The sequence below is a fragment of the Flavobacterium sp. DSP2-3-1 genome, assembly GCF_049896865.1.
Taxonomy (GTDB): domain Bacteria; phylum Bacteroidota; class Bacteroidia; order Flavobacteriales; family Flavobacteriaceae; genus Flavobacterium.
The window spans coordinates 122,417-146,785 of record NZ_JAFCVD010000004.1 but is presented as its reverse complement, the minus strand read 5'-3'; the positions used below and the strand labels follow the sequence as shown (position 1 = coordinate 146,785).

Below are 24,369 nucleotides of genomic sequence, written 5' to 3'. Positions count from 1 at the left end.
TCAATTTCCATTAAAACGTTCTGTCGTAGCTGTATTTTCTGTGTTTATTCCTTCTCTGACTAATACTTTTTTAATAGTTAAAAAAAATATTTTTAAGTCTAAAAAAAAAGAGATGTGTTCCACGTACCAAATATCATATTTAAATTTTTGTTCCCAACTGATCGCATTACGACCATTGACTTGTGCCCATCCAGTTATGCCAGGATTTACTTCATGCCGTCTTTGTTGCGTAATATCGTACAAGGGCAAATATTCGGGCAGTAAAGGTCTGGGTCCAATCAAACTCATGTCTCCTTTAATTACATTCAATAATTGAGGAATTTCATCCAAAGAGGTTTTGCGCACAAAGCTTCCCATTTTTGTCAACCTTTCGGCATCGGATAGCAGATTTCCGGCTAAATCTTTCTTGTCGTTCATCGTCTTGAACTTAATAATTTTGAAAACGGAGCCGTTTAATCCCGGACGTAATTGAAAAAAGAATGGTTTGCCCTCATTTGCAAAATATAAAGCAATCGTAACAAATACCAATAAAGGGCTCAACACTCCTAATCCAAATAGGGCAAGCATAAAATCCAATATTCTTTTAAAAAAGAGTTTATACATTTTGTTCTAATCTTTTATATTCTGCTAAAATAGCTTCCCAAACCATTTTTTGTTTGTAGCGGGAAACGATCATCGCTCGGGCATTTAGTTGCAAGTTGGTTCTAAAATTAATGTCATCTGCCATTTTTTGCATTGCCTGATATAGATAATTTGAATCTTTAACCGGAATAATTGCGCCGTTTTCATCTTCAATTATGATTTCATTACAACCATTGATATTAGTAACAATACTCGGCAATCCCATAGCTCCGGCCTGCATTACAACATTTGGAAAACCCTCACGGTAACTTGGAAAAGTTAAACAGTGGCTGATTGCAAGATAGGGCCGTACGTCTTTTTGGAAACCAACGGATCTGATCTTATTGTTAGTTATTATTTCTTGTAAGGTTTCTTTTTTTAATGGATCTAAGTCTGACTCAAGAGGACCAACCAAAATCAATTTAACCCTTTCTCGTTCCGAGGAAACTTTTTTAAAACCCTTAATCAATTCATTGATGCCTTTGTCGCTTACCAGACGTCCCACGAAAATAAAAACAAAGTCCTCAGCATGTATCCCTAAACTATTTTTTAAGTCTCGATTTTGTTGCGCTGAAAAATTTTCCGGATTAAAATAAGCGGTATCTATCCCGTTTACATTTCCATTGGCAATGATATTTAATGGTTTAGTTGTGACTTTAAATTTTATTAAATCATTCTTCACCCCTTGCCCTTCAGGATATATATTGGTAGCAAATTGGCATAACAATTTATCCATCGCTATTAATAATTTTTGCTTAAAACCGGTTCTCGTAGGAAAAATTAGACCTGTAAACGTATGCATTCTAATGGGCACCTTTGCAAAGTAAGCTGCTGTCATACTTAATAAACCTGCTTTTGGAGTTATGGAATGCACTATTAATGGATTTTCTTTTTTAAATAGCCAATACAACTGCCACAATGATTTCAAATCTTTAAAAATACTGATTTTTCGCTGCATATTTAGACCTTTGACCCTAACACCTTCTCTACTGGCTACCGCATCCAGATGCTCATCGGTTCCAGATACTGCTAAAACTTCATAGTTGTTTTGCAAAAAAGACAATTGGCCTTTAAGCAAATAATCTAAAGAAACAGCCACGGTGGAAGTGCGGATGAGTTTATTTTTTATCTTTTCATTAGACAGTGTAACTTCTAGATTTTTATACTCTGCCAAAATAGCATCCCAAACCATTTGTTGTTCGTATCGGGAAACAATCATACGGCGGGTATTTTGTTGCAATTGATTTCTGAAATCAAACTCTCTCACCATTTTTTTCATCGCTTTATAAACAGCAATGCCATCTTTAACAGGAATGATAATACCGTTTTTGCCCTCGATGATGATTTCATTACAACCATTAATATCAGTTACAATGCTCGGCAAACCCATGGCTCCGGCCTGCATCACCACATTGGGAAACCCTTCGCGGTAACTAGGGAAAACTAATACATTTGAAATAGCAAAATAGGGTCTGACATCATTCTGAAAACCAACGGATATAATATGTCTATTGACGGCAATTTCTTTTAAGGTTTCTGGAGCCAATGGATCTAATCCTGATTCTAAGGGACCTACCAATAACAACTTGACCGTTGTATTTTCTGCAGAAAGTTTTTTGAATGCCCGTATTAATTCATTGATGCCCTTGTCGCCTACCAGCCGTCCAACGAAAATAAAAACAAAATCCTCCGGACTTATTCCTAAATGACTTTTTAAAGATTTATTCTCGTTATTAGAAAAAATTTCTGAATCAAAATAGGCCGTATTTATACCGTTTGAACTCCCGTTTCCAATTACTTTTAGTTTTTCCGGTTTGCAAAATCTTTCCTGAATTACAATCTCTTTTAAACCGAAAGAATTAGGATAAATTCTTGTTGCGCAAGCATAAGTTATTTTCTCAACCAAATTCAATATTACACGTTTAAATCCGGTAGTTTCTAACAAAGGTAATCCTGCAATGGTATGTAACCGATTAGGCACACCCGCTAATTTAGCCGCAATCATTCCAAGAGTACCTGCTTTAGGTGTATGGGTATGAACGATAAACGGTTTTTCTTTTTTGAAATATCTGTACAATCGCCACACCGCTTTTACGTCCAGCAATGGGGTGATTCTACGGGTCATTTCGACATCGTATACTTCAATATCTTCTAAATGTCCAACTTGCTTTAAATACTCTTTATCTGAAGATACACCCACTACAACGTAGTGCTGATTCATAAAGCGCAATTGGTTTTCCAATAAGATTTCTAATGAAATTGGAACGGTAGTGATGCGGATGAGTTTTTTTTTCATTTAGTAAAGTTTCAATTTTGAAACAAAATTAAAAATTACATATTATTTGAAGTTGCAACAAATACTAAATCATTATATAAACCATTTCTAATTTTTTCGAACTGATGATTTTTCTTTCCTAATTCAAAACCCCTAATTGCATAATCAAATATCAGCTGTTTGTTACCAATAAGATTGTTTAACTGATTATAAATCTGATTCACATCTGTAATCACAATTGCCACATCGTTTTCCATTAGATATTCTATTGCACCCGTTTTTTCCCAACCTACAGCAACTATACATCGTCCGGCTTCCAGATAATCGACAATCTTTGTTGAGAAAGATAATCTAGCACTATTTCTTTCTGAGAGTTTAAATGACTCTACATGGACCAGGATGTCCGAATCCCGCTGTACATCCTTAACTTTTGTAGAAGGAATACCTCCCATAAAACAAATGGCATCAATCAACTTCAATTTTTCCATAGCAGAAGCCGATAAATGTGTTTGTGAATAAATATAGAGCTGTGCTATTAGACCATCACAATTAATAAGCTGTAAGGCTTCCCCAATTTTAGCAAGTGATTTCCATCTACCCATTCCTAAATTACCTGTATATATTATTTTAATTGGATGATTTAATATCTTTTTTTGATGAGAAAAATCATCAAAATCACCTCCTTTAAATAAAACTTTACACTTATTACCGAAAATTGCATTGTACTCGTTTTTTTGAGTTTCCGTAATGGTGTATAATATTTCACACTGGTCAATAGCTTTTTTCACATATGCTCTTTTTATAAAACGATCTATCCAAAATAAGGGAGATAAAGAAAAATGTTTAAGCGTATAGCAATCATCCGAGATATAACCCACCATTTTGACTCCTGCCTTCATTTGAGCATATAACCCAATAGTATTCATATAAGTAGAATAATATATTGGTAAGAAAATTAAATCTGGCTGAAAATTTGTTATAAAATCATCCAAAGGTTTCGATTTCCATTTCCCGGTGCTCCAAACTAGGTCACGAATCCAAAAAAATATTTGCCAACGAAGTATCTTTAATTTATTAACAAATTTCATCTCACTATTAGAAAGCATGGTGTCCGGAAAATTTTCATTCACCGAAGTAAAAATCTGTTTCCCCGAAAACTTTTGCTTTCCCAATAAAGTCCTTACTATTCCTTTTTCGGTAATCTGAAAAAAATGTTTTGCCACTTTTGTGTTGGGGAGGCCAAACAGGCAATAAATATTGGCAATTTCATAATTGGGGTTGCCTCCAAAAATATTAGAAAAACTGCTGCCAAAACTATTATTATCATCCCAAGGAGTGCTCGAAATAATTAAAATTTTTATTTGTTTGTCCATTAATTAGTATCTAAAACCTTTTTTATTTAGATAAATATAAAAATTTAATATATGAGAAGTTATATTGAAACCAAACATCTTATATAATTTCGAAACTTGATTAGTCTTGTAGTTAACATTGTACTCTAAGAGCCATGTTAACGAACTCATCCCCTTTTCGATCTCTTCTCTTTCCATTTTTTTTTTCAATGACTTTACTGCCCCCATTAAGATTCCATATTGATAGGCACAATAACCTAACAACAAGTATTTTTGTCGACCATCTATATTGTTTAACGAAAAATAATTCGCCCATTTGGTAATGATATGTAATAAATCTTTTGCATTTTTATAACCAAAAGTTGCAGTTACTGACCCTTCTCTTACGCGATAGGCATAATATAAATTGTTGATTGCGAAAAAATGTTTTGCGGATAACATTAATTTGAAATTCCAATCAATATCTTCTCCAACTAATCCTTTTTCAAAAAAAATAGCATTCTCAATTAATATTGATTTCCTTATTAATCTCTGATAAGCACTAATTATAAACCGTCCCTCTCCAATAAAATACGAGAGAACTTCTGTTTTACTTTTATTATCTATTTTTTTTAAATCAAATTCTTTATCTTTTATAATTTTAGTCGGATTGTTTTCATAAAAAGTAAGTCTTCCAAAAAATATAATATCTACTCTTTTATTTTTGTTTACAGTTTCGATTAATTTATTAACCAAATTGGTGTCAACCCAGTAATCATCACTATCCAAAAAAAGTATATATTCCCCATTAGAGGCTTTTAATCCAAAATTACGAGCATCTGATGCACCTCCGTTTTTTTTATGAATCACTTTTACCCGATTGTCTTTATAAGTAAATTCATCACATATAGTTGGACAATTATCTGGTGATCCATCATCAACCAAAATTATTTCAAGATTTTGGTAGATTTGGTTCAAAACACTTTCCACACATTGGTGCAAATAGGCTTCTACCTTATAAACCGGAATGATAACACTTATTAACGGATTCATATTTATTTATATTTACGTAAAATGTGATTAATACCTTAGCTATTATTTTCACATCCTAACTTTAATTGAACAACTCTAAAAATAATTAGAGCAAATTCTATTATTTGGAATTTCATCTCTACAGTATAAATTGGCAATTTCATCTTGTTTCCAGTTCTGAAACAAATTGTATAAGGAATTAACATTCGTATCATCCCATACATTACTACTAATTACCAGAAATTTTTGTTTCATTAATGTTTAATTTTTATTTAAACATGTCATTTCAAAAGAAACAAACTAAATTCTTTCTCTTAACCAGGAAATTTGCTCTTTGAATACTTTCGCTAAAACACCTGCAATAATACAATTTTTAATCTCAAATACTTTGTTTACCAATGCACCTGAACCAACTATTGAATTATCAGAAACCAATGAACCTTTAGTTAAAACTGCTTTATTTCCAATCCAGACATGATTTCCTACTTTAATATTTTGAGAGCTATTAATTCTAATTCCTTCATTGTTTAGAATAGAATGACTATCCCCTGTTCTTATAGTAACTTCACTTGAGATCATACAATCCTCACCTATAATTATATTGCAACCTTCGATTGTTGCAAATTCTGCGTTTTCTTCAACTGTACTGTAACTACCCATCTCAATTTTGTTCTTATCATCTTCTATCCAAAATTTCGCTCCTTTTATAACACAATTTTTATGAATTTCAATTGTGTTGTTGTTCCCGTAAATTTTAATAATACCCTCAAATCGGACGCCTTCATTAATGTACAAACAATTATTATTTCCGAAAACTTATATGTCTGCCTTTTTTAGAAGAGCAGTAGTTGCATAAAAATTATTATTACCCTTAATCCTCACTTTATTATTTCCAAATAATTTCAAACTTAAAAAACATCATAATTTCCAAATGGATGATGAATTTTTGACGATATTTTTTAATTTACTTATCATAATCCATTATACAAATGGATTAAAACGAGTTAAGATTTCTTTTATCAATTGCTTTTCATCCATTCTTAGTGCCACAAGCCACATCATAATACCGTAGAAAAAAGTCAATAGAATAATTTTACTACCAAACAAGAAAAAGTTATTCGCTATAAAAAAATAGTTTAATCCAAATCCAAAAATAAAAGTTAAAAATAACGGGATTAACATGTTCAAAAAACATTCTTTAAAAAATCTCGGTATTTCTAATTTTATTACTTTCCAGTATATATAATTCATTCCTACAACATGACATAACATTGTTGCGGTAAATATCCCAATAGCACAACCAAAAGCACCATAATGAGGTGCTAAAACAACAGAAACTACTACACTTAAAAGTGCTGCGGTAACAAACATTATTGCTCTGTATTTCAATTCATTTTTAACAAAAAGATAGGTATAGGCTATTTCCTGTGTTAAAGTAATAAAACCTGGCGCTATGAGTAAAACAAAAATATAATATGATTCTTTAAAATCATTTCCCATCCAAAGTTGTATAAATTCCTTACCTAGAGTAATTAATCCAATCATTAATAAGCCCATCAGAACCAATTGAATTCTGCCCACACGTATCATTAAATTTGTAATTTCATGCAGGTTATTCTCTTCTGTATCCAAACGGGAAACTTTTGGCAAAAACAAACCGTTTAAAGCATGAGCAAAAGTCCATGTATAGCCTTCAATAATAATACCAATTGAAAAAATAGCAATTTGAGTAGTTCCTGAAAATATTCCTAAAATTAAAGGAGCAATATTGATTAATAATCGTTGGGCTATACCAATGACAGAAATCCAAAAAGAAAATTTAAATAGTTCTTTTAACAATGATTTGCTTTTGTAGCTAAAATCGATTTTTATTCTGGTAGTTTTAGATAAATAAATAAACTTTATTACAATTATTAGCAACCCAACAGCAGCATTAATAGCAACTAAGGCAAAAAGCTTGTATCCCAAAATTAAGGCTATAATCATAAAAACAACAACCCCTAATTTACTTATAACGTCACATATCTTTAATAGTACAAATCGTTCGTAAGCAATCAGAACTCCATCCAACGGCATAAAAGGGAAAGATAACAAACTAAACCCGCCCGCAATTATAAAAACTATTTTGAATTTATCAATCTCTAAGGAACTAAGTTCAACAAATATATTCTGAATAAAAAAATAAATAAGTACTAATGTCAATAAAATAAAAGCATTAATCACAAGATAGAATTTTGAAGTTAACCCCAAAATCTGATTAATTTTTAATGAATCACCTTCTAATTTATATTTTGTTAAAAACCGGGCTATGGTCTGACCTAATCCAAAATCCATTACAAAATAAGACAAAAAAGCAGTAACTAAGATATACAACCCGTAGTCAGATTTACCAATTTGTTTAATCATCCAGGGGGTATAAACAAAACCAATTATGATATTAAGAACAATTGCAGCATAAGAGATTAAAGCCCCAAGCCTTATTTGTCGTGAGCTATCCATTGCTAGGACTATTATTATAGTTTAGTTTTTTAATATTTTTTTTAACTTTATCAATTCTAATCCCCAATAACAAACAATACCAATTTTCTAAATTAATTTTTTCAGAAAAGGATCTGCCTATCAAAAGCAAAGCACAATTAAATCCCAAGAATATAAATGGATTAATAAATTCCATAATTGGCGTATGAATTAGAAATTTACGTATGGGAAAAGTTAAAAAGTGTGTCAAATATATTGCGAAAGTTAATTCTGCTATATTATGTACAAATTTATTATTCAACCATGTAATAGTAGAAAGCGAAAAAATAAAAATCACTCCTAATAATTCAAGAGGAATAGCTAGTTTTGAAAAGTATCCCGCATAAGCAGGTTCAAGATAAAAGCCAATAATCAATGACAAAATATATGTCGCTGTTATAATGATGATATTTCTTTTGAGAAATACCATAATATTTTTTAGATTATTTTTTAATAAAATCCCAATTGAGAAAAATCCAATCCAATTAAACACATTAAGATAATTATTAATTTCAACAACTTTAAAATACTTAAAGAAAAGATAGTCAAAAACTCCAAAACTAGTTGCTAAAAGTGATGCAAGATTCAGTAAAACAAATAAAACAAGGTATGTTTTTTTATTAAAAAAACTTAAAAATAAATAACATAGCATCAGCATTGAAAGATAATACAAATAGGTCTCATGGCCAACAATCCACTTCATCCAATCCTGAAAATTAAAATTATGACCAATTAAAAATAATATTGTTCCGGTGAATACCCAAGGCACTACAATTGAGGTGATTTTATTTTTAAAAAAAGATTTAACTCCATATTTTTCAACATTAAAATAATACCCCGCAATAATTAAAAAAGTGATTACGCCAATAGCACCAATCCTTTCGGTTACATTACTGTAGAAATAATAGTCTGTATTTCTTGAATGGGCCATTATTACTGAAATTATAGCAATACATTTAGCCACATTCATAGATGAATTAATATTCAAACCTTCATATTTATTATCCGCTATTTTATCTGGCATTCAGTCTTCTTTTAACTCCATTAACTATACTTTTATACTCTCCTGCTCTTACCCTGTAAAAAACTGATTCGCAGAAGCGATACCATTTTACTAACGGGTAACCATTAGCCATAATTCTGTTTAGTTTTTTTTCATAATTAACATCTTCTATTACATATTTTGGATGTTTTAAAGGAAAAGGAATTTCTTGTGGAGTCATATAAAATATTTTTTTTATCCCCTTAGGAAGAATATCCATAGAGGTAGCCCCATGCGTTGCGTTAGAATCAATACCAATATTAGAAATCATATTATATTTAGGCACTATATTCAATCTGCTGTTTAAAATAGCTGCAGAGCCAAATAAAGATTCATAATGCGCTTTACCGCTTGTTTTATGATTAGTACAATTATTAATGAAATTTTTATACGCCTTTTTATCTAAAACTCCTTTAATATTTTGTTTTGCATATTCATCATTAAGAAAGTCATAATGTTCTTCCCATTTATTAAAAACCCTACGCCAGGAAGCCCAACCCGTAATTGAACCCGATTTAGAAAAAGTATAACTGTATGGTGTATCATGATAAGTCCCCATTTGATTCATACCGCATATCATATTAATACGTTCATCGTTTTTATAAACTACCAACAATTCTTTACAATAAGGAAAAAAACTTTGTGATGGTACATCATCATCTTCTAAAACAATTCCCGACTCTTCATTTGAAAAAAACCATTGCTGGGAAATAAATTCAGACGGATCACATCCAAAATTTTTTTCCTGGTACATGTACTTCACCTCGCATTCCCAATCAATTTTAGATACAATTTCACGACATAATTTAATATTTTCGACATCATCAGGTCTATTCTCGCGGGCACCATCCTGATACAAATACAATTTTGACGGTCTCGCAATTTTTATTTGTTCAAAAACTTTCCCGAGAGGATTAGGTCTTGCAAAAAAAAGTATTAATACAGGTATATCAATCAAATAAGGTTTTATAATTGTTTTGTCCATAATTTATTCTAATAGTTTTTTTAAATCACTGATGAATTCTCTATCTAATTTTTTAATAATATTGATATTATTATTTGGTGTTGTTATATTGATTTTCTTTATAGCTTCTGCAATTGCTTGCGTTGTATCTTTGTAATAGAAAACAATATCATTACCTATTTTTGAATCCATTACACATTCAACACCGCAAGAGACAACTCGCAGTCCCAAACCCATGTAGGATAAAATTTTACTTGGAAATGAAGTTTCAAGATATTTACCATCCATTTTTTGAGTACTGAGACCAATATGACATTTTTGACAATATTTAATGTAATCTGAGCCAGATAATGTTCCATCAAAAATTATTTTACATTTTGATATTTTATTAATTTCGTTAATTCTAATTAATAAAGTTTTAACATCCCCAAATCCAATAATATGCAGCACATAATCTTCGTTAAGATAAAGTGCGCTTTCTACGGCGTTAAATGCACCCGCTTTAACTTTGTCTATAATTCCGGCGTATAAAAGATGAATTTTGTTGTCATTTATTGGATGTGCTAGCACTTCATTTACATTGTAATTTCCATAGATAATAATGTTTTTTTTAGAATCGCCAATTTTACTGACTAATAAATCAGAGGAAAACAAAAATGAATCAGCTATTTGAAATATTTTTTTTTCTAATTTATCGAAATAAGGGTGTAAAGAAGTCACATCGCTATAGATCTCCTCGACTTCAAGGATGAGTTTAAATCTTTTCAACTTTTTAGCCAAAATTATTGGCAAAGATATCCAAGGCGAATGGTACACAATTATTTTCTCGTCCCTTTTAACACTCTTTACTAACCAGAAAAACAGCCATAACAATGAATAAATAATTTTGACAATTCTTGTAAATTTATTGGAAGTTCCAAAACTCGATACTAATGTTAATTTTTTATTATCATTTAATTGGATGGTTGAGGTTTTTTGAATTTTAAAGTTTTTTATAGAATCATCCATCCAAGAAGGCGAAATCAAATGTACTTGAAAACCTACATTATTAATCGAATTGCAAATATAATCCATTTTGTTTGTGGCTGATAGCGCACTTACTCTTTTACATTTAGAATTAGGTAAATCATAAAAACCTATATATTTTATTTCTTTCATAAGGTGATTAATCATAAAGTTTTTCCAATTTCATTTCCTGCCAAAAAAACTTATATTCCATATTTAAATTAGCTTTAATAAAAAAAGAAAGAAGTATAATTATTGATATTGAATATATGAAACTTCTGTGTTTTTTATCAAATGAATCAAAGGACCTTAATATTAAGGGTATTAATAAAAGTATAAAAATTGAAAAATATTGAACTACCCTCATATAACCATGAATTTCAAAGACTAATGATAAAAATAATATCCCTACCATTAAACCTGCATAATAGTTTTTCACTCCTTTGTCTAAAACTATTATTTTGTTGTACCTAATTAACGATAAAACTGCAATAAACAACATTAAAACTACAAAAGTTACAGGTTTATACTCTTCTAAATGCTCATATTCCTCATATGAATTTAAAAACACAGATATAAATTTTGCCATAATACTACTAAACCCCATTAAAATTGGAAATAATAGTAAAACAATCCAAAAAGGAATTTTAATATTTTTGATATACGACAAAAAATACAAAAGAATAAAAACCAAGCATGACTTGTGAATTGTAGACGCTATCAAAATTATAACAACAAAAGGAATCAATCTTTTTCTCTTTAAAAATTCAAAAGCAAAAAATGTTCCTGCTGTTGCTAAAGTCTGTCTGTGGCCAGTAATTGAAAAAAAAGAATAAAACAAAACAGAATATATAACAAAAGCAATTATGGAATCTTTTAATTTTGTCGTGTTTTTGTATATAAAATTCCCCAATGCCGTGAAAAAAATAACAGCGATTACTAAAAGAAAGATTTGATATTCATTCGTAAATACTTGTACTAATTTCTCAAAGGCCACATATCCTATGTCTTTGCCCTCTCCAAGCTCATAAAAATTAAATATAGCTTTATAAATATCCCCCCAGGAACTTCTCTTAACATCCTCAAAATATAAAAAGTATGTATATGTATCACTACCTACTGCCACATTTCTTAAACCCGACTGAAGTATTAAGATAAAACAAATTACCTTAATATATTTTTTTCTGTTACTACCACTATTAATATCCTGATTAGATCCTTGAGAGTATATGAATCCAAAGAGAAGAATTAGGAATATTACAATTAAATTAATAATCATATTGCAATCCTATTTTTATAAACTGCTATAGTTTGATTAATATTTATCGTATAATTAAAATGATCCATAACATGTTTTCTACATTTAGCGGAGTAGAATTTTTTCTTATTAATTTCAATCTTATTAATTGCTTCTAAAACTTGGTCTACATTTCTTTTTTCAACTACATAACCACAGCCTTCGCCTATAATTTCAGGACAAGCTGTTGAATTATATACAATAGCTGGCGTTCCACAACTTAGTGCTTCCGCAATTACTTTTCCAAAGGTATCTTCTGTTGAAAGATGAATATAAGCATCCGCAAAGCTATAAAGAGCCGCTAACTTTTCTTTACCATGCACATAGTTAATAGAAACACAATTTTTGGGTAATAATGCCAGTTTATCAACTTTTCCAATAACTATTATTTGGGTATTTGCTTCAATTTTATCCGCAAACTCCAATAAATCTTGCCATTTAACATCTTCGATATGCCATGCCGCACTAACTACAATTATTGAAAACTTAATTTCATCTAATCCATATTCATTATTGAATTTTGATTTTTCTGACGGCTTAAAAACCTCAAAATCAATCCAATTATAAATTGGGACAATCGGATATTTATTTAAAAAAGATTTACTTACTTCACCTGCCAACCAATTAGAAACCGGAATTATGGTCATGTTTTCGATACTTGTAAACCACTCCCTTTTGTCATCAAACATTATACTAGACTTGTCGAAGAAAAGGCTTGACGGATATTTTTGAACCTGAGGACAATTATTACAATGGGTTTGCCATTTATAACAAGCCACATCAGTATAATGGGCACATTTTCCTGTAAATGCCCAACAATCATGAAGCGTCCAGACCACTGGTTTTTGTATTTCTTTTAAATAATCAAATAAAATTTTAAGGTTTAAATAATTACCATGCAGATTGTGTAAATGAATTACATCTGGATTATAATTTTCTATGAATTTTACTAACTTTTTGGTTCCGCCATGAGTAAAATACCCTTGTTTACCAAAAATCCGAGAACCTATATTATGTAAATGATTTTCTAAAACGGTCCCTATTTTGAAACTGTTTTTATATGCAGAAGATAATTGTCCGTACGCAATGTAACTTTCATGCCCTTGATTTTCGAGCATACCAGCGATATCCACACAGATAGAACCTGTGCTGCCGTAACCGGAAACCGAATTGATCATTAGGACTTTCATTATTCTCTTTTAACTTCCTATTTTATTCGTTTTTTCTCCATACCACACGATTAATATAATCAGTATAACTAATAATAATGCGAATCATTTTCTCCGACACATTCGGCATCGAATAATCAGCAACGGATCTGAAATTGCGTTCGGCACCTGTTTTTTGGTATTGCAATTGTACCAAACCCTGCATGATTCTTTCCGGACTCAATCCCACCATCATTACCGAAGCTTCTTCCATGGCCTCTGGTCTTTCATGGGCATCTCTCAGGTTTAAAGCCCTGAAATTTAAAACAGATGATTCTTCTGAAATGGTTCCGCTATCTGATAAAACCGCAAAAGATTTCATCTGCAAGGCATTAAAATCATTAAATCCTAAAGGTTTTAAGAATTGGACATTCGTATGCATTTTAATATTTTTATTTTCTATCATATTACGAGTACGCGGATGTGTGCTAACAATAATTGGATAATTGTATTTTTCAGCAATTAAATTTAAGCTATCCATCAAACCTTGAAAGTTTTTCTCACTATTGATATTTTCTTCCCGATGGGATGACACTACAAAAAACTTACCTTCTTGAAGCTCCAATCTTTCCAAAACGTCAGAAGATTCTATAGAAGGTAAATAATGATTCAAAACTTCAAACATCGGCGAACCGGTTTTAATGATTCTGTCAGCGGACAAACCTTCTCTCAATAAATATTCTCTGGCAATATCACTGTAGGTCAAATTAATATCGGAAACATGATCCACAATCTTACGATTGGTTTCTTCAGGAACTCTTTGGTCAAAACAACGGTTCCCAGCTTCCATGTGGAAAATGGGGATCTGTCTCTTTTTTGCAGGAATGGCACACAAGCAGCTATTCGTATCGCCTAAAATTAAAAAAGCATCTGGTTTTTCACTTTCCAATAATGGATCAATCTTTATCAAAATCTGACCTATAGTTTCAGTAGCAGTGGCTCCGGCGGCATCCAGAAAAAAATCGGGCTTCCGAATGGCTAAGTCATCAAAAAAAATTTGATTTAATTCATAATCATAATTTTGACCTGTATGAACCATGATATGTTCTATGGCATCGGAAGCATCTAAAGCGGCCATTACTCTTGACAGTCGTATAATTTCCGGGCGCGTTCCGACAACGGTCATTACTTTAAGTCTTGATTTCATTTATATCGAAGATAAAATTTTATTTCATTTTTATTTAAACATTTTCAAAATAGGTGTCCGGATCAGTTGGATCATAAAATTCATTGATCCAGAAATTGGTATATAAAACCTCATCTCCAATATTTTTAATATTATGAGTATACCAGATCGGCATGTCTACATACGCAGGTTCCGCTCCATCGAGATAAAAATCCAATACTTCATCTGTTCCTATACGACGCAACTGAATTAATGCTTTTCCTTTTATCACTGCAAAACGTTCTATTTTACGCGTATGATAATGGTTTCCTCTGGTAATTCCCGGAACCGTTGTTGAGAAAGATACTTGTCCTCCAATTCCCAATCGCATCACTTCCACAAATGAACCTCTGGGATCAATATGCTGGATGAATTTTACGGGAAAGTAGGTGGCAATATCCATATAACAACGAAAAGTATTGAACAAATTCAATTCAAAGGTATTGTTGATTGTGGGTATTTCCCCTTTATCCTGATAATGTGTTTTGTAATTTTCCAATAAAACAAGTAGCCCAGACACCTTAGATTCTGATGTATGAGCAACTAAAACTTCATCTTTTCCTATTCCGCTTCTAATTTCTTTTAGGATTTTGGCTATCAATTCCCCAACATAAATTAGCTTCACCTCCCCGTCAACCTCAATTTTTGGCGTTTCATTATGAGATAATTTGTGGCAGAACGTCGCCACCACAGAGTTGTAATTTGGATGTCCGAAAGGGCCAAAAACATTTGGGATAATCAGTCCGGTAAATTTACCACCTGTTTTTTTAGCCCAATTGATCATCAACTCCCTTCCTTCTTTTTTAGATTTTCCGTACAAATTATCTCTTTCTTCCTGCGTAGACGATGAAAAAAGCACATGTGCTTTACTCTTTGTAGCGGACAAAGCATTTGTCAATTTCTTTACCAAACCCAGATTGGTATCATAAATTACTTGCGGGTCATTATGCCGATTCATGGCAGCTAAATGAACTATAACATCACATTGTGATACAAAGCCATTTAATTGATTATCCTCTTCAAAAAATTCTTTTTGAAAATCAACTCTGTCAAATTCTTCAGGAAATAACCCTAAAGTATTGTACAAATGCGTACCTACAAATCCGGCCTGACCAGTAATTCCTACTTTTAACATAATTTACTTTTTTTCCTGAAAGTAATCCGACTCAAATCGGAATTCGTCTTTTACTTCTCCTAATGAATAATCCGCAAGCACCAACAATTTTGAATCTGGTTCCAGCGACTGAATACTGCTCACATATCCTGGAGGAATGTGAAGCACATCAAGTTTTTTTGCATTTAATATAAAAACTAACCGCTCCAGATCTTTGGAAGGATTATCCCAATGGTCAATCGCAATCAACTGGATTCTAAAAGAACCATACATAACCGAAAACCATCGCTGTTCAATTTGATGTCCTTGCCAGGCCCGAACAAAATCAATGTTGTGATTTTCTATTGCATACATTCTTTTGATTGCCGAGAGATTGAAATCATTATTATAAAACAGCGTTCCTCTAGAATCGATATGACTACCACTTTTTGTCATTTCTGGAATCATTTTATCTTTAGAATTACCCTGGCATTTGAGCCACATTTTCTCCAAAAACCTCTTTCTTAATTAGTGGCAGATTTATTAATAATTTTTTCATTCCTTCAACGCCCAACTGTTCTGTATTGTGAGAATGATAATCTTCAATTATAGAAACGTCCTGTTCTCCCTCCGAAAAATATTGAGCATAATTCAAATCGCGGTTGTCTGCCGGAATTCTATAGAAATCGCCCATATCTTGTGCTTTTACCATTTCTTCACGAGTACACAATGTTTCATATAATTTCTCCCCATGACGTGTTCCGATTATTTTTATTTCATTTTTGGCATTACATAGTTCTTTTAATGCTTGTGCTAAGTCCCCGATTGTTCCTGCCGGTGCTTTGTTGACAAATAAATCTCCGGCATTACCATGCTCAAAAGCAAACAAAACCAACTCTACCGCCTCCTCTAAAGACATGAGGAAACGAGTCATCTTAGGATCCGTGATCGTGATGGTTTTACCTTCCTGAATTTGTTTTAAAAACAACGGAATAACCGAGCCTCTGGATGCCATTACATTTCCGTAACGGGTTAAACAAACCGTGGTATCAGTAGTATTTCTCGATGCTGCGATTGCCACTTTTTCCATTAAGGCTTTAGAAATTCCCATCGCATTAATCGGATAGGCCGCTTTGTCGGTGCTTAAGCAAATTACTTTTTTTACTTTATTGGCTGAAGCGGCATCAATGACATTCTGGGTTCCAAACACATTTGTTTTTGTCGCTTCCAATGGAAAAAACTCACAGGAAGGAACTTGCTTTAGGGCAGCTGCATGAAATACATAATCCACTCCACGCATCGCTCTTTCTATACTTGTATAATCACGTACATCGCCAATATAAAACTTGAGTTTATCATTTTTTAATTGGTTGCGCATATCATCCTGTTTTTTTTCATCACGAGAAAAAATTCGGATTTCTTTAAAATGATCCGTAAATAAAAAACGATTTAATACCGCATTTCCAAAGGACCCAGTGCCTCCAGTGATCATTAAAATTTTATCTTTTAACATATTGGATTGTTTAAAATTTATGTATTTTTTTTTAATAAATTTAGATCAGAATTTTTACCCTCTCTTTCAAAACAACAAAAATATTTGTTGACTTATTACTGTCAGGATTGATTTTTCAATCAAAAATAAATTACTACACTACATCATTTTTTAATTAAATAGTATTTTGACTGATATTAGCAAAATTTTTATAAACAAGTTGAACTTCTCTTAATCAATTAAACTTTTCATTACTCAAAATAATTCAACGTTTTAAACCCTCCATCTTTTAAATACTGGTCTTTCTGCATCAATTTCAAATCAGATTGCATCATGTCCTTAACTAAGGCTGGCAAATCATATTTACATTTCCATCCCAATTTAGTTCGGGCTTTGGTAGGATCACCAATTAACAAATCTACCTCAGTAGGCCTAAAATATTTAGGATCTACCGCTAATACTTCTTTTCCAATCTGCGGAAGTTGGTCAGTGGTCGTTGTTCGTCCTTCGTTGCTGGGATTAACAATACTATAATATTTCTCAACATCAATACTGTCAATAATCCCTACTTCATTTACTCCTTCCCCTTCAAAACGAAGTGTAATTCCTGTTTCTGCAAAACTCATCTTTACAAAATCGCGTACGGGTGTAGTTTTACCTGTTGCAATTACCCAATCCTCAGCTTCATCAGCTTGTAAAATCATCCACATCATACGAACATAATCTTTAGCATGACCCCAATCACGTTTCGCATCCAAGTTTCCTAAGTATAATTTATCTTGTAAACCTAAAGCGATTCTAGAAGTCGCTCTAGTAATTTTACGAGTTACGAAAGTTTCCCCACGTATTGGCGATTCATGATTAAACGAAATACCGTTACAGGCATACATTCCGTAAGCTTCTCTGTAATTTACGGTAATCCAAAAAGCATACATCTTGGCTACTGCATATGGTGAACGTGGGTAAAAAGGAGTCGTTTCGGATTGCGGTACTTCTTGTACTTTACCATATAATTCAGAAGTCGAGGCCTGATAAATACGTGTCTTTTTTTCTAATCCTAATAAACGAACCGCATCCAAAATACGTAATGTTCCCAGTCCATCTGCATTTCCAGTATACTCCGGTGTTTCAAAAGAAACCGCTACATGGCTCATGGCGGCCAAATTATAAATTTCATCAGGCTGAATTTCCTGAATCAAACGAATTAAATTGGTCCCATCGGTCATGTCCCCATAATGCAAAAAGAAATTACGGTGGTCTACATGCGGATCTTGATACAAATGATCAATACGATCGGTGTTAAATAACGAAGAACGTCTTTTTAATCCATGAACGATATATCCTTTTTTAAGTAAAAATTCGCTTAAATATGCTCCGTCTTGTCCCGTTACTCCGGTAATAAATGCTGTTTTTTGTTTAGTATCCATATTTTTTTGTTCGGTGTTCGGTCAACGATGGACGATAAACGTTCACCGATTTACATTTTCACTTCCTTAAATCGATCTTTATTTTCTAAAAACCAATTGTATGTTTTCTGTATACCTTCTTCCAACCGCACCTGATGTTTCCATCCCAAAGCGTGCATTTTAGCTATGTCCATTAACTTTCTTGGAGTACCGTCCGGTTTACTGGCATCCCAAATGATTTCTCCTTGATGTTCCGTTATTTTTTGGATAATTTCGGCCAACTGTCTGATGGTCAAATCCTCTCCTGTTCCCACATTGTATAAATATTCTGGAAGTTTATTTTCCAAAGCAAAAATAACTGCAGCAGCCATATCATCCACAAAAAGAAACTCTCTCATAGGTGTTCCGCTACCCCAAAGAGCAACAGGAGCATGATTGTTTTTCTTGGCTTCATGAAATTTGCGAATCATCGCTGGTAAAACATGGGATGTATTTAAATCAAAATTGTCATGGGTACCGTATAAATTTGTCGGCATTAAACTTACATAATCCTTTCCAAATTGTTTGCGAATGGCTTCGCAAGCCTTAACACCGGCGATTTTTGCGATGGCATACCATTCGTTCGTAAGCTCCAAAGTGCCGGTTAGCAAGTACTCCTCTTTTAAAGGTTGCGGCGCCAATTTTGGATAAATACAAGAACTCCCTAAAAAAATAAACTTCGCAACTCCGGATTTAAAAGCGGAATCGATTAGATTATTCTGGATCTGCATGTTCTCCATAATAAATTGGTAGGGATAATCATTGTTGGCCCAAATACCGCCGACACGAGCTGCGGCATCAATGATTACCTCCGGTTTTTCGGCAGCAATAAAATCCGAAACCGCTTGCTGATTTCTTAAATCTAAATCAGTACTTGAAACTCCCATTAAATTAGTATAGCCTTTAGCTGTCAAAATTCTCCAAATAGCACTTCCTACCATGCCATTATGACCTGCTATATATATTTTAGAATCTTTGTTTACTACGATCATTTAATTTAACAAATCTGAATTTTGTTTTTCCAGAGCACTATAAACATTTTTTACATCCTGAGAACACTCTTTTTGAAGAATTAAATTAGCGGTCTGAGTGTAAACAAAAATAGTATTTTTTACCCCTACAAAAGCAGTGTAATTAGTAGTACCAATGACCATATTCCCATTTGTGTCGACCGCATGTCCAGTAGCGGCCAAATAATCATAAACCGATTCGAAAGAACCCAAATCAGACCAAACGAAGGTCGAAGGAACAACTTTTATCTTCTTACTACGCTCCATCACAGCGTAATCAACACTGATTGACGGAATATCCATCGATAAGGCCAAATCTAAATTTCCATCAATATTGGCGTCCCAGGCTATTTTTGATTTTTCATATACTTCAGGAGCAAACAATTTTAATTCTTCCAAAAAAACGCCTGCTTTAAAACAAAACATCCCACTGTTCCAGAGAAAATTCCCTTTGGAAATAAAATCAGTCGCAGTAACTTTATTGGGCTTTTCACGAAAGGATACAACATCGTCTCCTTTTCTTTCAATATAGCCATAACCCGTCTCTGGTTTAATTGGGACAATCCCAAAAGTGACAATAAAACCGTTGGAAGCTTTTTCAATGGCCTCCTGAATGGCTTTATTATACTGTTCCATGTCATCGATAATATGATCCGATGGCGTCACAATTAAAATGGCCTCCGAATCAGAAGCCAACGCAGCAAAAGCAATGGCTGCAGCCGTATTTCTTGGAGTAGATTCTATAATATCAATGTAAGAAGTATTCGATTTCTCTAAAACCTGTCTGCTCAAATGGCAGTTATCAATGTTGCCAACAACCATAACCTGATCCACTAAAGTACGATTGCGTTCTACAGTCATTTCAAATAAAGACTTACCTTCAAATAAATCTAAATATTGCTTGGGTTGGCTTTTTCTGGATAAAGGCCACAATCGGCTTCCCACTCCACCGGTAAGAATAACATGCGTGATTGAATGATTATTTTCCATATTTTTGTGTGCTTACACTGTTATACTTTTGTACCTGCACTTTACAACCTTCCATCCGCCACTTTTCCTAAAATACCTTTGACATCGTATAACAAACTGTTCTCATTTTGCAATTTGGAGAAATCGATAGCTAGGAATTCACGATGTGCGACACCTAAAACAACCGCATCAAATTTTTCCTTTGGTAAAATAGCAGTGGTCATTAAACGGTATTCATGCTGTACTTCTGAAGGATTAGCCAAAGGGTCATAAATAGTAATAGCAATTCCATAATCGGTCAAAGCTGTTATGACATCGACAATTTTTGTGTTGCGAACATCAGGACAGTTTTCTTTAAAAGTAATACCTAGCATCAATAAAGTAGCACCATTTACTGAAATTCCTTTTTTGATCATTAATTTTACAATCTGTGAAGCCACATAATCGCCCATACTGTCATTCAATCGACGTCCTGCTAAGATAATTTCTGGATGATAACCAAATTCTTGTGCGCGTTGCGCCAAGTAATAGGGGTCTACACCAATGCAGTGCCCGCCGACTAGACCCGGTTTGAAAGGAAGAAAATTCCATTTCGTACCTGCCGCTTCTAAAACGGCATGGGTGTCAATTTGCATCAGATTAAATATTTTAGCCAATTCATTGACAAAAGCAATATTAATATCCCGTTGGGAATTTTCAATCACTTTAGCGGCTTCAGCTACTTTTATGGAGGGTGCCAAATGGGTACCTGCGGTGATTACTGATTTATATAAGGCATCTACTTTTTGGCCAATTTGCGGTGTTGAACCTGAAGTTATTTTTAAAATTTTTTCTACCGTATGCTCTTTATCACCGGGATTAATGCGTTCAGGAGAATACCCGACAAAAAAGTCAACATTAAATTCCAGTCCGGAAACTTTTTCTAAAACGGGCACACATTCTTCTTCTGTCGCTCCAGGATACACGGTAGATTCATAAATAACGATATCTCCTTTTTTCAAAACTTTACCTACCGTTTCACTTGACTTATATAAAGGAGTCAAATCTGGACGATTGTTTTTATCGACAGGAGTTGGAACCGTTATTATATAATAAGTACAGTTGGCTATCGCAGCTATGTCGGTGGTGCAATACAAACCGATAGAATCGCTTGGTTCTTGTAACAATACTTGTTGTAAAACTGAGTCCGATACTTCAAAAGTGGAATCAGTGCCGGACTGCAACGAAGCAACTCGGGACTGATTAATGTCAAATCCGGTAACAGCATGCTGCGTCGCAAACAATCGGGCCAATGGCAAACCCACATAACCCAAACCAATTACCGCTATTTTTTTGATGGAATTCATTTTTAAATTATAGTCCTAAAACTTTTAATAATAATAATAATTTTAACGATTGTTTACTGTAATGCACCGCTACGCACTCCTTACTCACACAAAACGGAGCAGGAATCTAGTTAAATTAAGGAGGCAAATATAGCAACAATCAGTAAGTAAAAAGAACACTTCATAGCAATTGAACATTAAAAATTGCCAGTTGCTGTAAATTAACACACAAGCAGCTGAAAATCAATGGTTAAACACAAATCTTTAATTCAATTTTATTTTTATTTTTCAATCTAAAAAACAGTTTTTACCACTTTTTAGCCCACCTTACAGATTTTACTCAAGTAATAAAAGTCTTATTTTATTCGTACAAAGTTCAATTTCCTGTAAAAGTTAAAAAAAGGTCATGTAACACAAAAAACAAACTCCTACTGCTTTATTTTCATTTTCAAGACACATCCTAAAGATTCCAAAACCAGCACATAATGTGTATTGGTCATTTCTTGAATGGTAGCTGTTTGTGCGGAGAATGGTCCTGATTCCAATTGTATGGAATCCCCAACTTGATAGGACGAAACGGCAACATCAATTGTATCGGACGTATTGAGCCATTTTTTTATAACTTCAATTTCTTCAGTACGGACAATAGCCGGTTTTCCCAACCAAAATAAATACCGCACTACACCTACACATTCAAAAACAGCATTGCGGTCCCCTTCAGCTAACTGAACAAAAACATACGAATTAAAAAGAGGAACTTCCACTTTTTTCTTTCGGTCAGACCATTGTCGCATTTGTGTAACCAATGGACAATAACATTCAATTCCTCTCTTTTGTAATTGTTCTGCAACTTTCTTCTCCCATTTGGGCTTTGTATACACTACATACCAATTCATCTCCTTTATTTTTTACAATACAATTAGTATTCCGCGTCAAATTTGAAAGTAAACGCTTCTAAATTATAACACACCCTGAATCATTAATATCCCTGAACCCATGACGCTATCGCTTACCGTTCTGAAATTCTTTATCTGTAACTATCCTGTTTGTTGCTTTGCCTCTGTTAAACTCTTTGTCAATATTTTTTTTTCAGTGCTTTTAATCTCTTCATTATTCTGGCCCAATATTTCTTTACAACTAGTATCTTCAGGAACCGATAGCTTGGTATACAAAACCAATAGCTTTCAAATCAGGACCATTCAACAAATTCCTACCATCAAAGATAAAAGCGGGCTTTTGCATCGAATCATAAATTTTTTGCCAATCATACTGAGTGAATTCGTCCCACTCCGTGAGTATAGCAATAGCATGTGCATTTTGGCAGGCTTCATAAGGATCCGAAAAAGAACTGATGCTGTTGGCATTGCGTTCCACATTTCTTGTCTCTAAATAATTTAAATCATCTATAATTTTTTTATTCGAAACTTTTGGATCGTAAACAGCAATTTCTGCCTGTTCGTTGATCAAATCATCGGCAATATAAATAGCCGCAGATTCTCTGGTGTCATTCGTATCTTTTTTGAATGCCCAACCCAAAAAAGTAATTTTTTTATCCGAGACTGTATTATAAAGCGTTTGTACAATGGTATTGGAGAAACGTCTTTTTTGATGATCATTCATAATGATTACTTGTTCCCAATAATCGGCCACTTCGTTTAATCCGTATGATTTTGCGATGTAAACTAAATTTAAAATGTCTTTTTGAAAACAAGAACCCCCAAAACCAACGGAAGCTTTTAGAAATTTCGACCCAATCCTGCTGTCCATTCCGATAGCTTTTGCTACTTCAGTGACATCAGCTCCTGTTTTTTCACAAAGTTCTGACATGGCATTAATCGAAGAAATACGTTGTGCCAAAAAAGCATTGGCGGTAAGCTTAGACAGTTCAGAAGACCAAACATTAGTAGTTAATATTTTATCCGAAGCAACCCAATTCGAATATACATCAACTAAGGCCTGTATCGCTTTTTTACCTTCCTCTGAAGCATCACCTCCAATAAGGATTCGATCGGGATTTAATAAATCAGAAACCGCTGTTCCTTCCGCTAAAAATTCTGGATTGGACAAAATTTGAAACTGCACTCCATTACCGGTATTGTCAAGAATACTTTTAATTGCTTCTGCGGTTCGAACCGGTAGAGTAGATTTTTCTACCACTATTTTATTGTCTTTAGCTACTCGGGCAATTTGTCGGGCACACAACTCTATATATTTTAAATCAGCCGCCATGCCTTTTCCTTTTCCATACGTTTTAGTAGGCGTATTTACAGATATAAAAATAATCTGAGCTTCATCTATGGCTTTGTCAACGGCAGTGGAAAAAAATAAATTCCTTCCTCTTGCTTCCGCAACAATGGTATCCAATCCCGGTTCATAAATAGGAATATTTGAAGTGTCTTTATCATTCCAGGCGGCAATGCGCTCTTCATTCAAATCGACTACTGTTACTTGTATGTGTGGACATTTTTGAGCAATGACGGCCATCGTTGGACCACCAACATACCCTGCCCCAATGCAACAAATTTTTGTAATTTCCATTCTCTTATTTTTTATGCTCAATTATACCTTTATATATTTT

Annotated in this window: 21 protein-coding genes; all 21 read right to left on the bottom strand. The window is 33.2% G+C overall.

Annotation, left to right across the window (positions count from 1 at the left end):
• On the bottom strand, nt 1-603 hold the full coding sequence (locus ACP7AT_RS06260) for a sugar transferase (protein ID WP_426063474.1): 603 nt from the start codon (nt 601-603) through the stop codon (nt 1-3).
• Nucleotides 596-2,917 (bottom strand): glycosyltransferase family 4 protein, encoded by a 2,322-nt coding sequence (locus ACP7AT_RS06255; protein WP_426063473.1) that lies wholly within the window; start codon nt 2,915-2,917, stop codon nt 596-598. The genes ACP7AT_RS06260 and ACP7AT_RS06255 overlap by 8 nt, the downstream gene beginning before the upstream one ends.
• Before the next feature lie 35 nt (nt 2,918-2,952).
• Nucleotides 2,953-4,269 carry a hypothetical protein gene (locus ACP7AT_RS06250; protein ID WP_426063472.1) on the bottom strand — a complete coding sequence of 439 codons (1,317 nt, stop codon included), beginning with the start codon at nt 4,267-4,269 and terminating at the stop codon, nt 2,953-2,955.
• 3 nt (nt 4,270-4,272) lie between these two features.
• On the bottom strand, nt 4,273-5,280 hold the full coding sequence (locus ACP7AT_RS06245) for a glycosyltransferase family 2 protein (RefSeq protein WP_426063471.1): 1,008 nt from the start codon (nt 5,278-5,280) through the stop codon (nt 4,273-4,275).
• Nucleotides 5,281-5,559: 279 nt separating this feature from the next.
• Nucleotides 5,560-6,054: an acyltransferase gene (locus ACP7AT_RS06240; RefSeq protein WP_426063470.1), complete on the bottom strand. Its 495-nt coding sequence runs from the start codon at nt 6,052-6,054 to the stop codon at nt 5,560-5,562.
• A 186-nt stretch (nt 6,055-6,240) separates the two neighbouring features.
• Nucleotides 6,241-7,758, bottom strand: a complete 1,518-nt coding sequence (locus ACP7AT_RS06235; RefSeq protein ID WP_426063469.1) for a lipopolysaccharide biosynthesis protein — start codon at nt 7,756-7,758, stop codon at nt 6,241-6,243.
• Nucleotides 7,751-8,800: an acyltransferase family protein gene (locus ACP7AT_RS06230; protein WP_426063468.1), complete on the bottom strand. Its 1,050-nt coding sequence runs from the start codon at nt 8,798-8,800 to the stop codon at nt 7,751-7,753. Before ACP7AT_RS06230 ends, ACP7AT_RS06235 begins: the two co-directional genes overlap by 8 nt.
• Complete coding sequence (locus ACP7AT_RS06225; RefSeq protein ID WP_426063467.1) at nt 8,790-9,803, bottom strand: hypothetical protein; 1,014 nt, start codon at nt 9,801-9,803, stop codon at nt 8,790-8,792. Before ACP7AT_RS06225 ends, ACP7AT_RS06230 begins: the two co-directional genes overlap by 11 nt.
• 3 nt (nt 9,804-9,806) lie before the next feature.
• Nucleotides 9,807-10,940, bottom strand: coding sequence for a hypothetical protein (locus ACP7AT_RS06220; protein ID WP_426063466.1), 1,134 nt, complete (start codon nt 10,938-10,940; stop codon nt 9,807-9,809).
• A gap of 7 nt (nt 10,941-10,947) precedes the next feature.
• Nucleotides 10,948-12,066, bottom strand: a complete 1,119-nt coding sequence (locus tag ACP7AT_RS06215) for an EpsG family protein (protein WP_426063465.1) — start codon at nt 12,064-12,066, stop codon at nt 10,948-10,950.
• Nucleotides 12,063-13,274, bottom strand: a complete 1,212-nt coding sequence (locus ACP7AT_RS06210) for a glycosyltransferase (protein WP_426063464.1) — start codon at nt 13,272-13,274, stop codon at nt 12,063-12,065. The genes ACP7AT_RS06215 and ACP7AT_RS06210 overlap by 4 nt, the downstream gene beginning before the upstream one ends.
• A gap of 22 nt (nt 13,275-13,296) precedes the next feature.
• Entirely contained in the window at nt 13,297-14,439 is a 1,143-nt protein-coding gene (gene wecB / locus ACP7AT_RS06205; RefSeq protein ID WP_426063463.1) for a non-hydrolyzing UDP-N-acetylglucosamine 2-epimerase, read from the bottom strand.
• A 34-nt stretch (nt 14,440-14,473) separates the two neighbouring features.
• Nucleotides 14,474-15,592 (bottom strand): NAD-dependent epimerase/dehydratase family protein, encoded by a 1,119-nt coding sequence (locus tag ACP7AT_RS06200; protein WP_426063462.1) that lies wholly within the window; start codon nt 15,590-15,592, stop codon nt 14,474-14,476.
• 3 nt (nt 15,593-15,595) lie between these two features.
• Nucleotides 15,596-16,006, bottom strand: a complete 411-nt coding sequence (locus ACP7AT_RS06195; protein ID WP_426063461.1) for a WxcM-like domain-containing protein — start codon at nt 16,004-16,006, stop codon at nt 15,596-15,598.
• A 25-nt stretch (nt 16,007-16,031) separates the two neighbouring features.
• The gene (locus ACP7AT_RS06190; protein WP_426063460.1) at nt 16,032-17,063 is read right to left on the bottom strand and encodes a polysaccharide biosynthesis protein; all 1,032 of its coding nucleotides are present in this window, start codon (nt 17,061-17,063) and stop codon (nt 16,032-16,034) included.
• Nucleotides 17,064-17,293: 230 nt separating this feature from the next.
• Complete coding sequence (gene gmd, locus ACP7AT_RS06185) at nt 17,294-18,469, bottom strand: GDP-mannose 4,6-dehydratase (RefSeq protein ID WP_426063459.1); 1,176 nt, start codon at nt 18,467-18,469, stop codon at nt 17,294-17,296.
• Nucleotides 18,470-18,519: 50 nt separating this feature from the next.
• Nucleotides 18,520-19,479, bottom strand: coding sequence for a GDP-L-fucose synthase family protein (locus tag ACP7AT_RS06180; RefSeq protein WP_426063458.1), 960 nt, complete (start codon nt 19,477-19,479; stop codon nt 18,520-18,522).
• On the bottom strand, nt 19,480-20,487 hold the full coding sequence (locus ACP7AT_RS06175) for a mannose-1-phosphate guanylyltransferase (RefSeq protein ID WP_426063457.1): 1,008 nt from the start codon (nt 20,485-20,487) through the stop codon (nt 19,480-19,482).
• A gap of 41 nt (nt 20,488-20,528) precedes the next feature.
• On the bottom strand, nt 20,529-21,812 hold the full coding sequence (locus ACP7AT_RS06170; protein WP_426063456.1) for a nucleotide sugar dehydrogenase: 1,284 nt from the start codon (nt 21,810-21,812) through the stop codon (nt 20,529-20,531).
• Nucleotides 21,813-22,219: 407 nt separating this feature from the next.
• Nucleotides 22,220-22,687, bottom strand: coding sequence for a UpxY family transcription antiterminator (locus ACP7AT_RS06165; RefSeq protein WP_426063455.1), 468 nt, complete (start codon nt 22,685-22,687; stop codon nt 22,220-22,222).
• A 250-nt stretch (nt 22,688-22,937) separates the two neighbouring features.
• Complete coding sequence (locus ACP7AT_RS06160) at nt 22,938-24,329, bottom strand: UDP-glucose 6-dehydrogenase (protein WP_426063454.1); 1,392 nt, start codon at nt 24,327-24,329, stop codon at nt 22,938-22,940.
• Between the last annotated feature and the right edge of the window lie 40 nt (nt 24,330-24,369).

Coding starts and splice junctions, on each gene's coding strand:
- ACP7AT_RS06260 (WP_426063474.1), bottom strand. CDS start 603: ATGTATAAACTCTTTTTTAAAAGAATATTGGATTTTATGCTTGCCCTA.
- ACP7AT_RS06255 (WP_426063473.1), bottom strand. CDS start 2,917: ATGAAAAAAAAACTCATCCGCATCACTACCGTTCCAATTTCATTAGAA.
- ACP7AT_RS06250 (WP_426063472.1), bottom strand. CDS start 4,269: ATGGACAAACAAATAAAAATTTTAATTATTTCGAGCACTCCTTGGGAT.
- ACP7AT_RS06245 (WP_426063471.1), bottom strand. CDS start 5,280: ATGAATCCGTTAATAAGTGTTATCATTCCGGTTTATAAGGTAGAAGCC.
- ACP7AT_RS06235 (WP_426063469.1), bottom strand. CDS start 7,758: ATGGATAGCTCACGACAAATAAGGCTTGGGGCTTTAATCTCTTATGCT.
- ACP7AT_RS06230 (WP_426063468.1), bottom strand. CDS start 8,800: ATGCCAGATAAAATAGCGGATAATAAATATGAAGGTTTGAATATTAAT.
- ACP7AT_RS06225 (WP_426063467.1), bottom strand. CDS start 9,803: ATGGACAAAACAATTATAAAACCTTATTTGATTGATATACCTGTATTA.
- ACP7AT_RS06220 (WP_426063466.1), bottom strand. CDS start 10,940: ATGAAAGAAATAAAATATATAGGTTTTTATGATTTACCTAATTCTAAA.
- ACP7AT_RS06215 (WP_426063465.1), bottom strand. CDS start 12,066: ATGATTATTAATTTAATTGTAATATTCCTAATTCTTCTCTTTGGATTC.
- ACP7AT_RS06210 (WP_426063464.1), bottom strand. CDS start 13,274: ATGAAAGTCCTAATGATCAATTCGGTTTCCGGTTACGGCAGCACAGGT.
- wecB (WP_426063463.1), bottom strand. CDS start 14,439: ATGAAATCAAGACTTAAAGTAATGACCGTTGTCGGAACGCGCCCGGAA.
- ACP7AT_RS06200 (WP_426063462.1), bottom strand. CDS start 15,592: ATGTTAAAAGTAGGAATTACTGGTCAGGCCGGATTTGTAGGTACGCAT.
- ACP7AT_RS06195 (WP_426063461.1), bottom strand. CDS start 16,006: ATGACAAAAAGTGGTAGTCATATCGATTCTAGAGGAACGCTGTTTTAT.
- ACP7AT_RS06190 (WP_426063460.1), bottom strand. CDS start 17,063: ATGTTAAAAGATAAAATTTTAATGATCACTGGAGGCACTGGGTCCTTT.
- gmd (WP_426063459.1), bottom strand. CDS start 18,469: ATGGATACTAAACAAAAAACAGCATTTATTACCGGAGTAACGGGACAA.
- ACP7AT_RS06180 (WP_426063458.1), bottom strand. CDS start 19,479: ATGATCGTAGTAAACAAAGATTCTAAAATATATATAGCAGGTCATAAT.
- ACP7AT_RS06175 (WP_426063457.1), bottom strand. CDS start 20,487: ATGGAAAATAATCATTCAATCACGCATGTTATTCTTACCGGTGGAGTG.
- ACP7AT_RS06170 (WP_426063456.1), bottom strand. CDS start 21,812: ATGAATTCCATCAAAAAAATAGCGGTAATTGGTTTGGGTTATGTGGGT.
- ACP7AT_RS06165 (WP_426063455.1), bottom strand. CDS start 22,687: ATGAATTGGTATGTAGTGTATACAAAGCCCAAATGGGAGAAGAAAGTT.
- ACP7AT_RS06160 (WP_426063454.1), bottom strand. CDS start 24,329: ATGGAAATTACAAAAATTTGTTGCATTGGGGCAGGGTATGTTGGTGGT.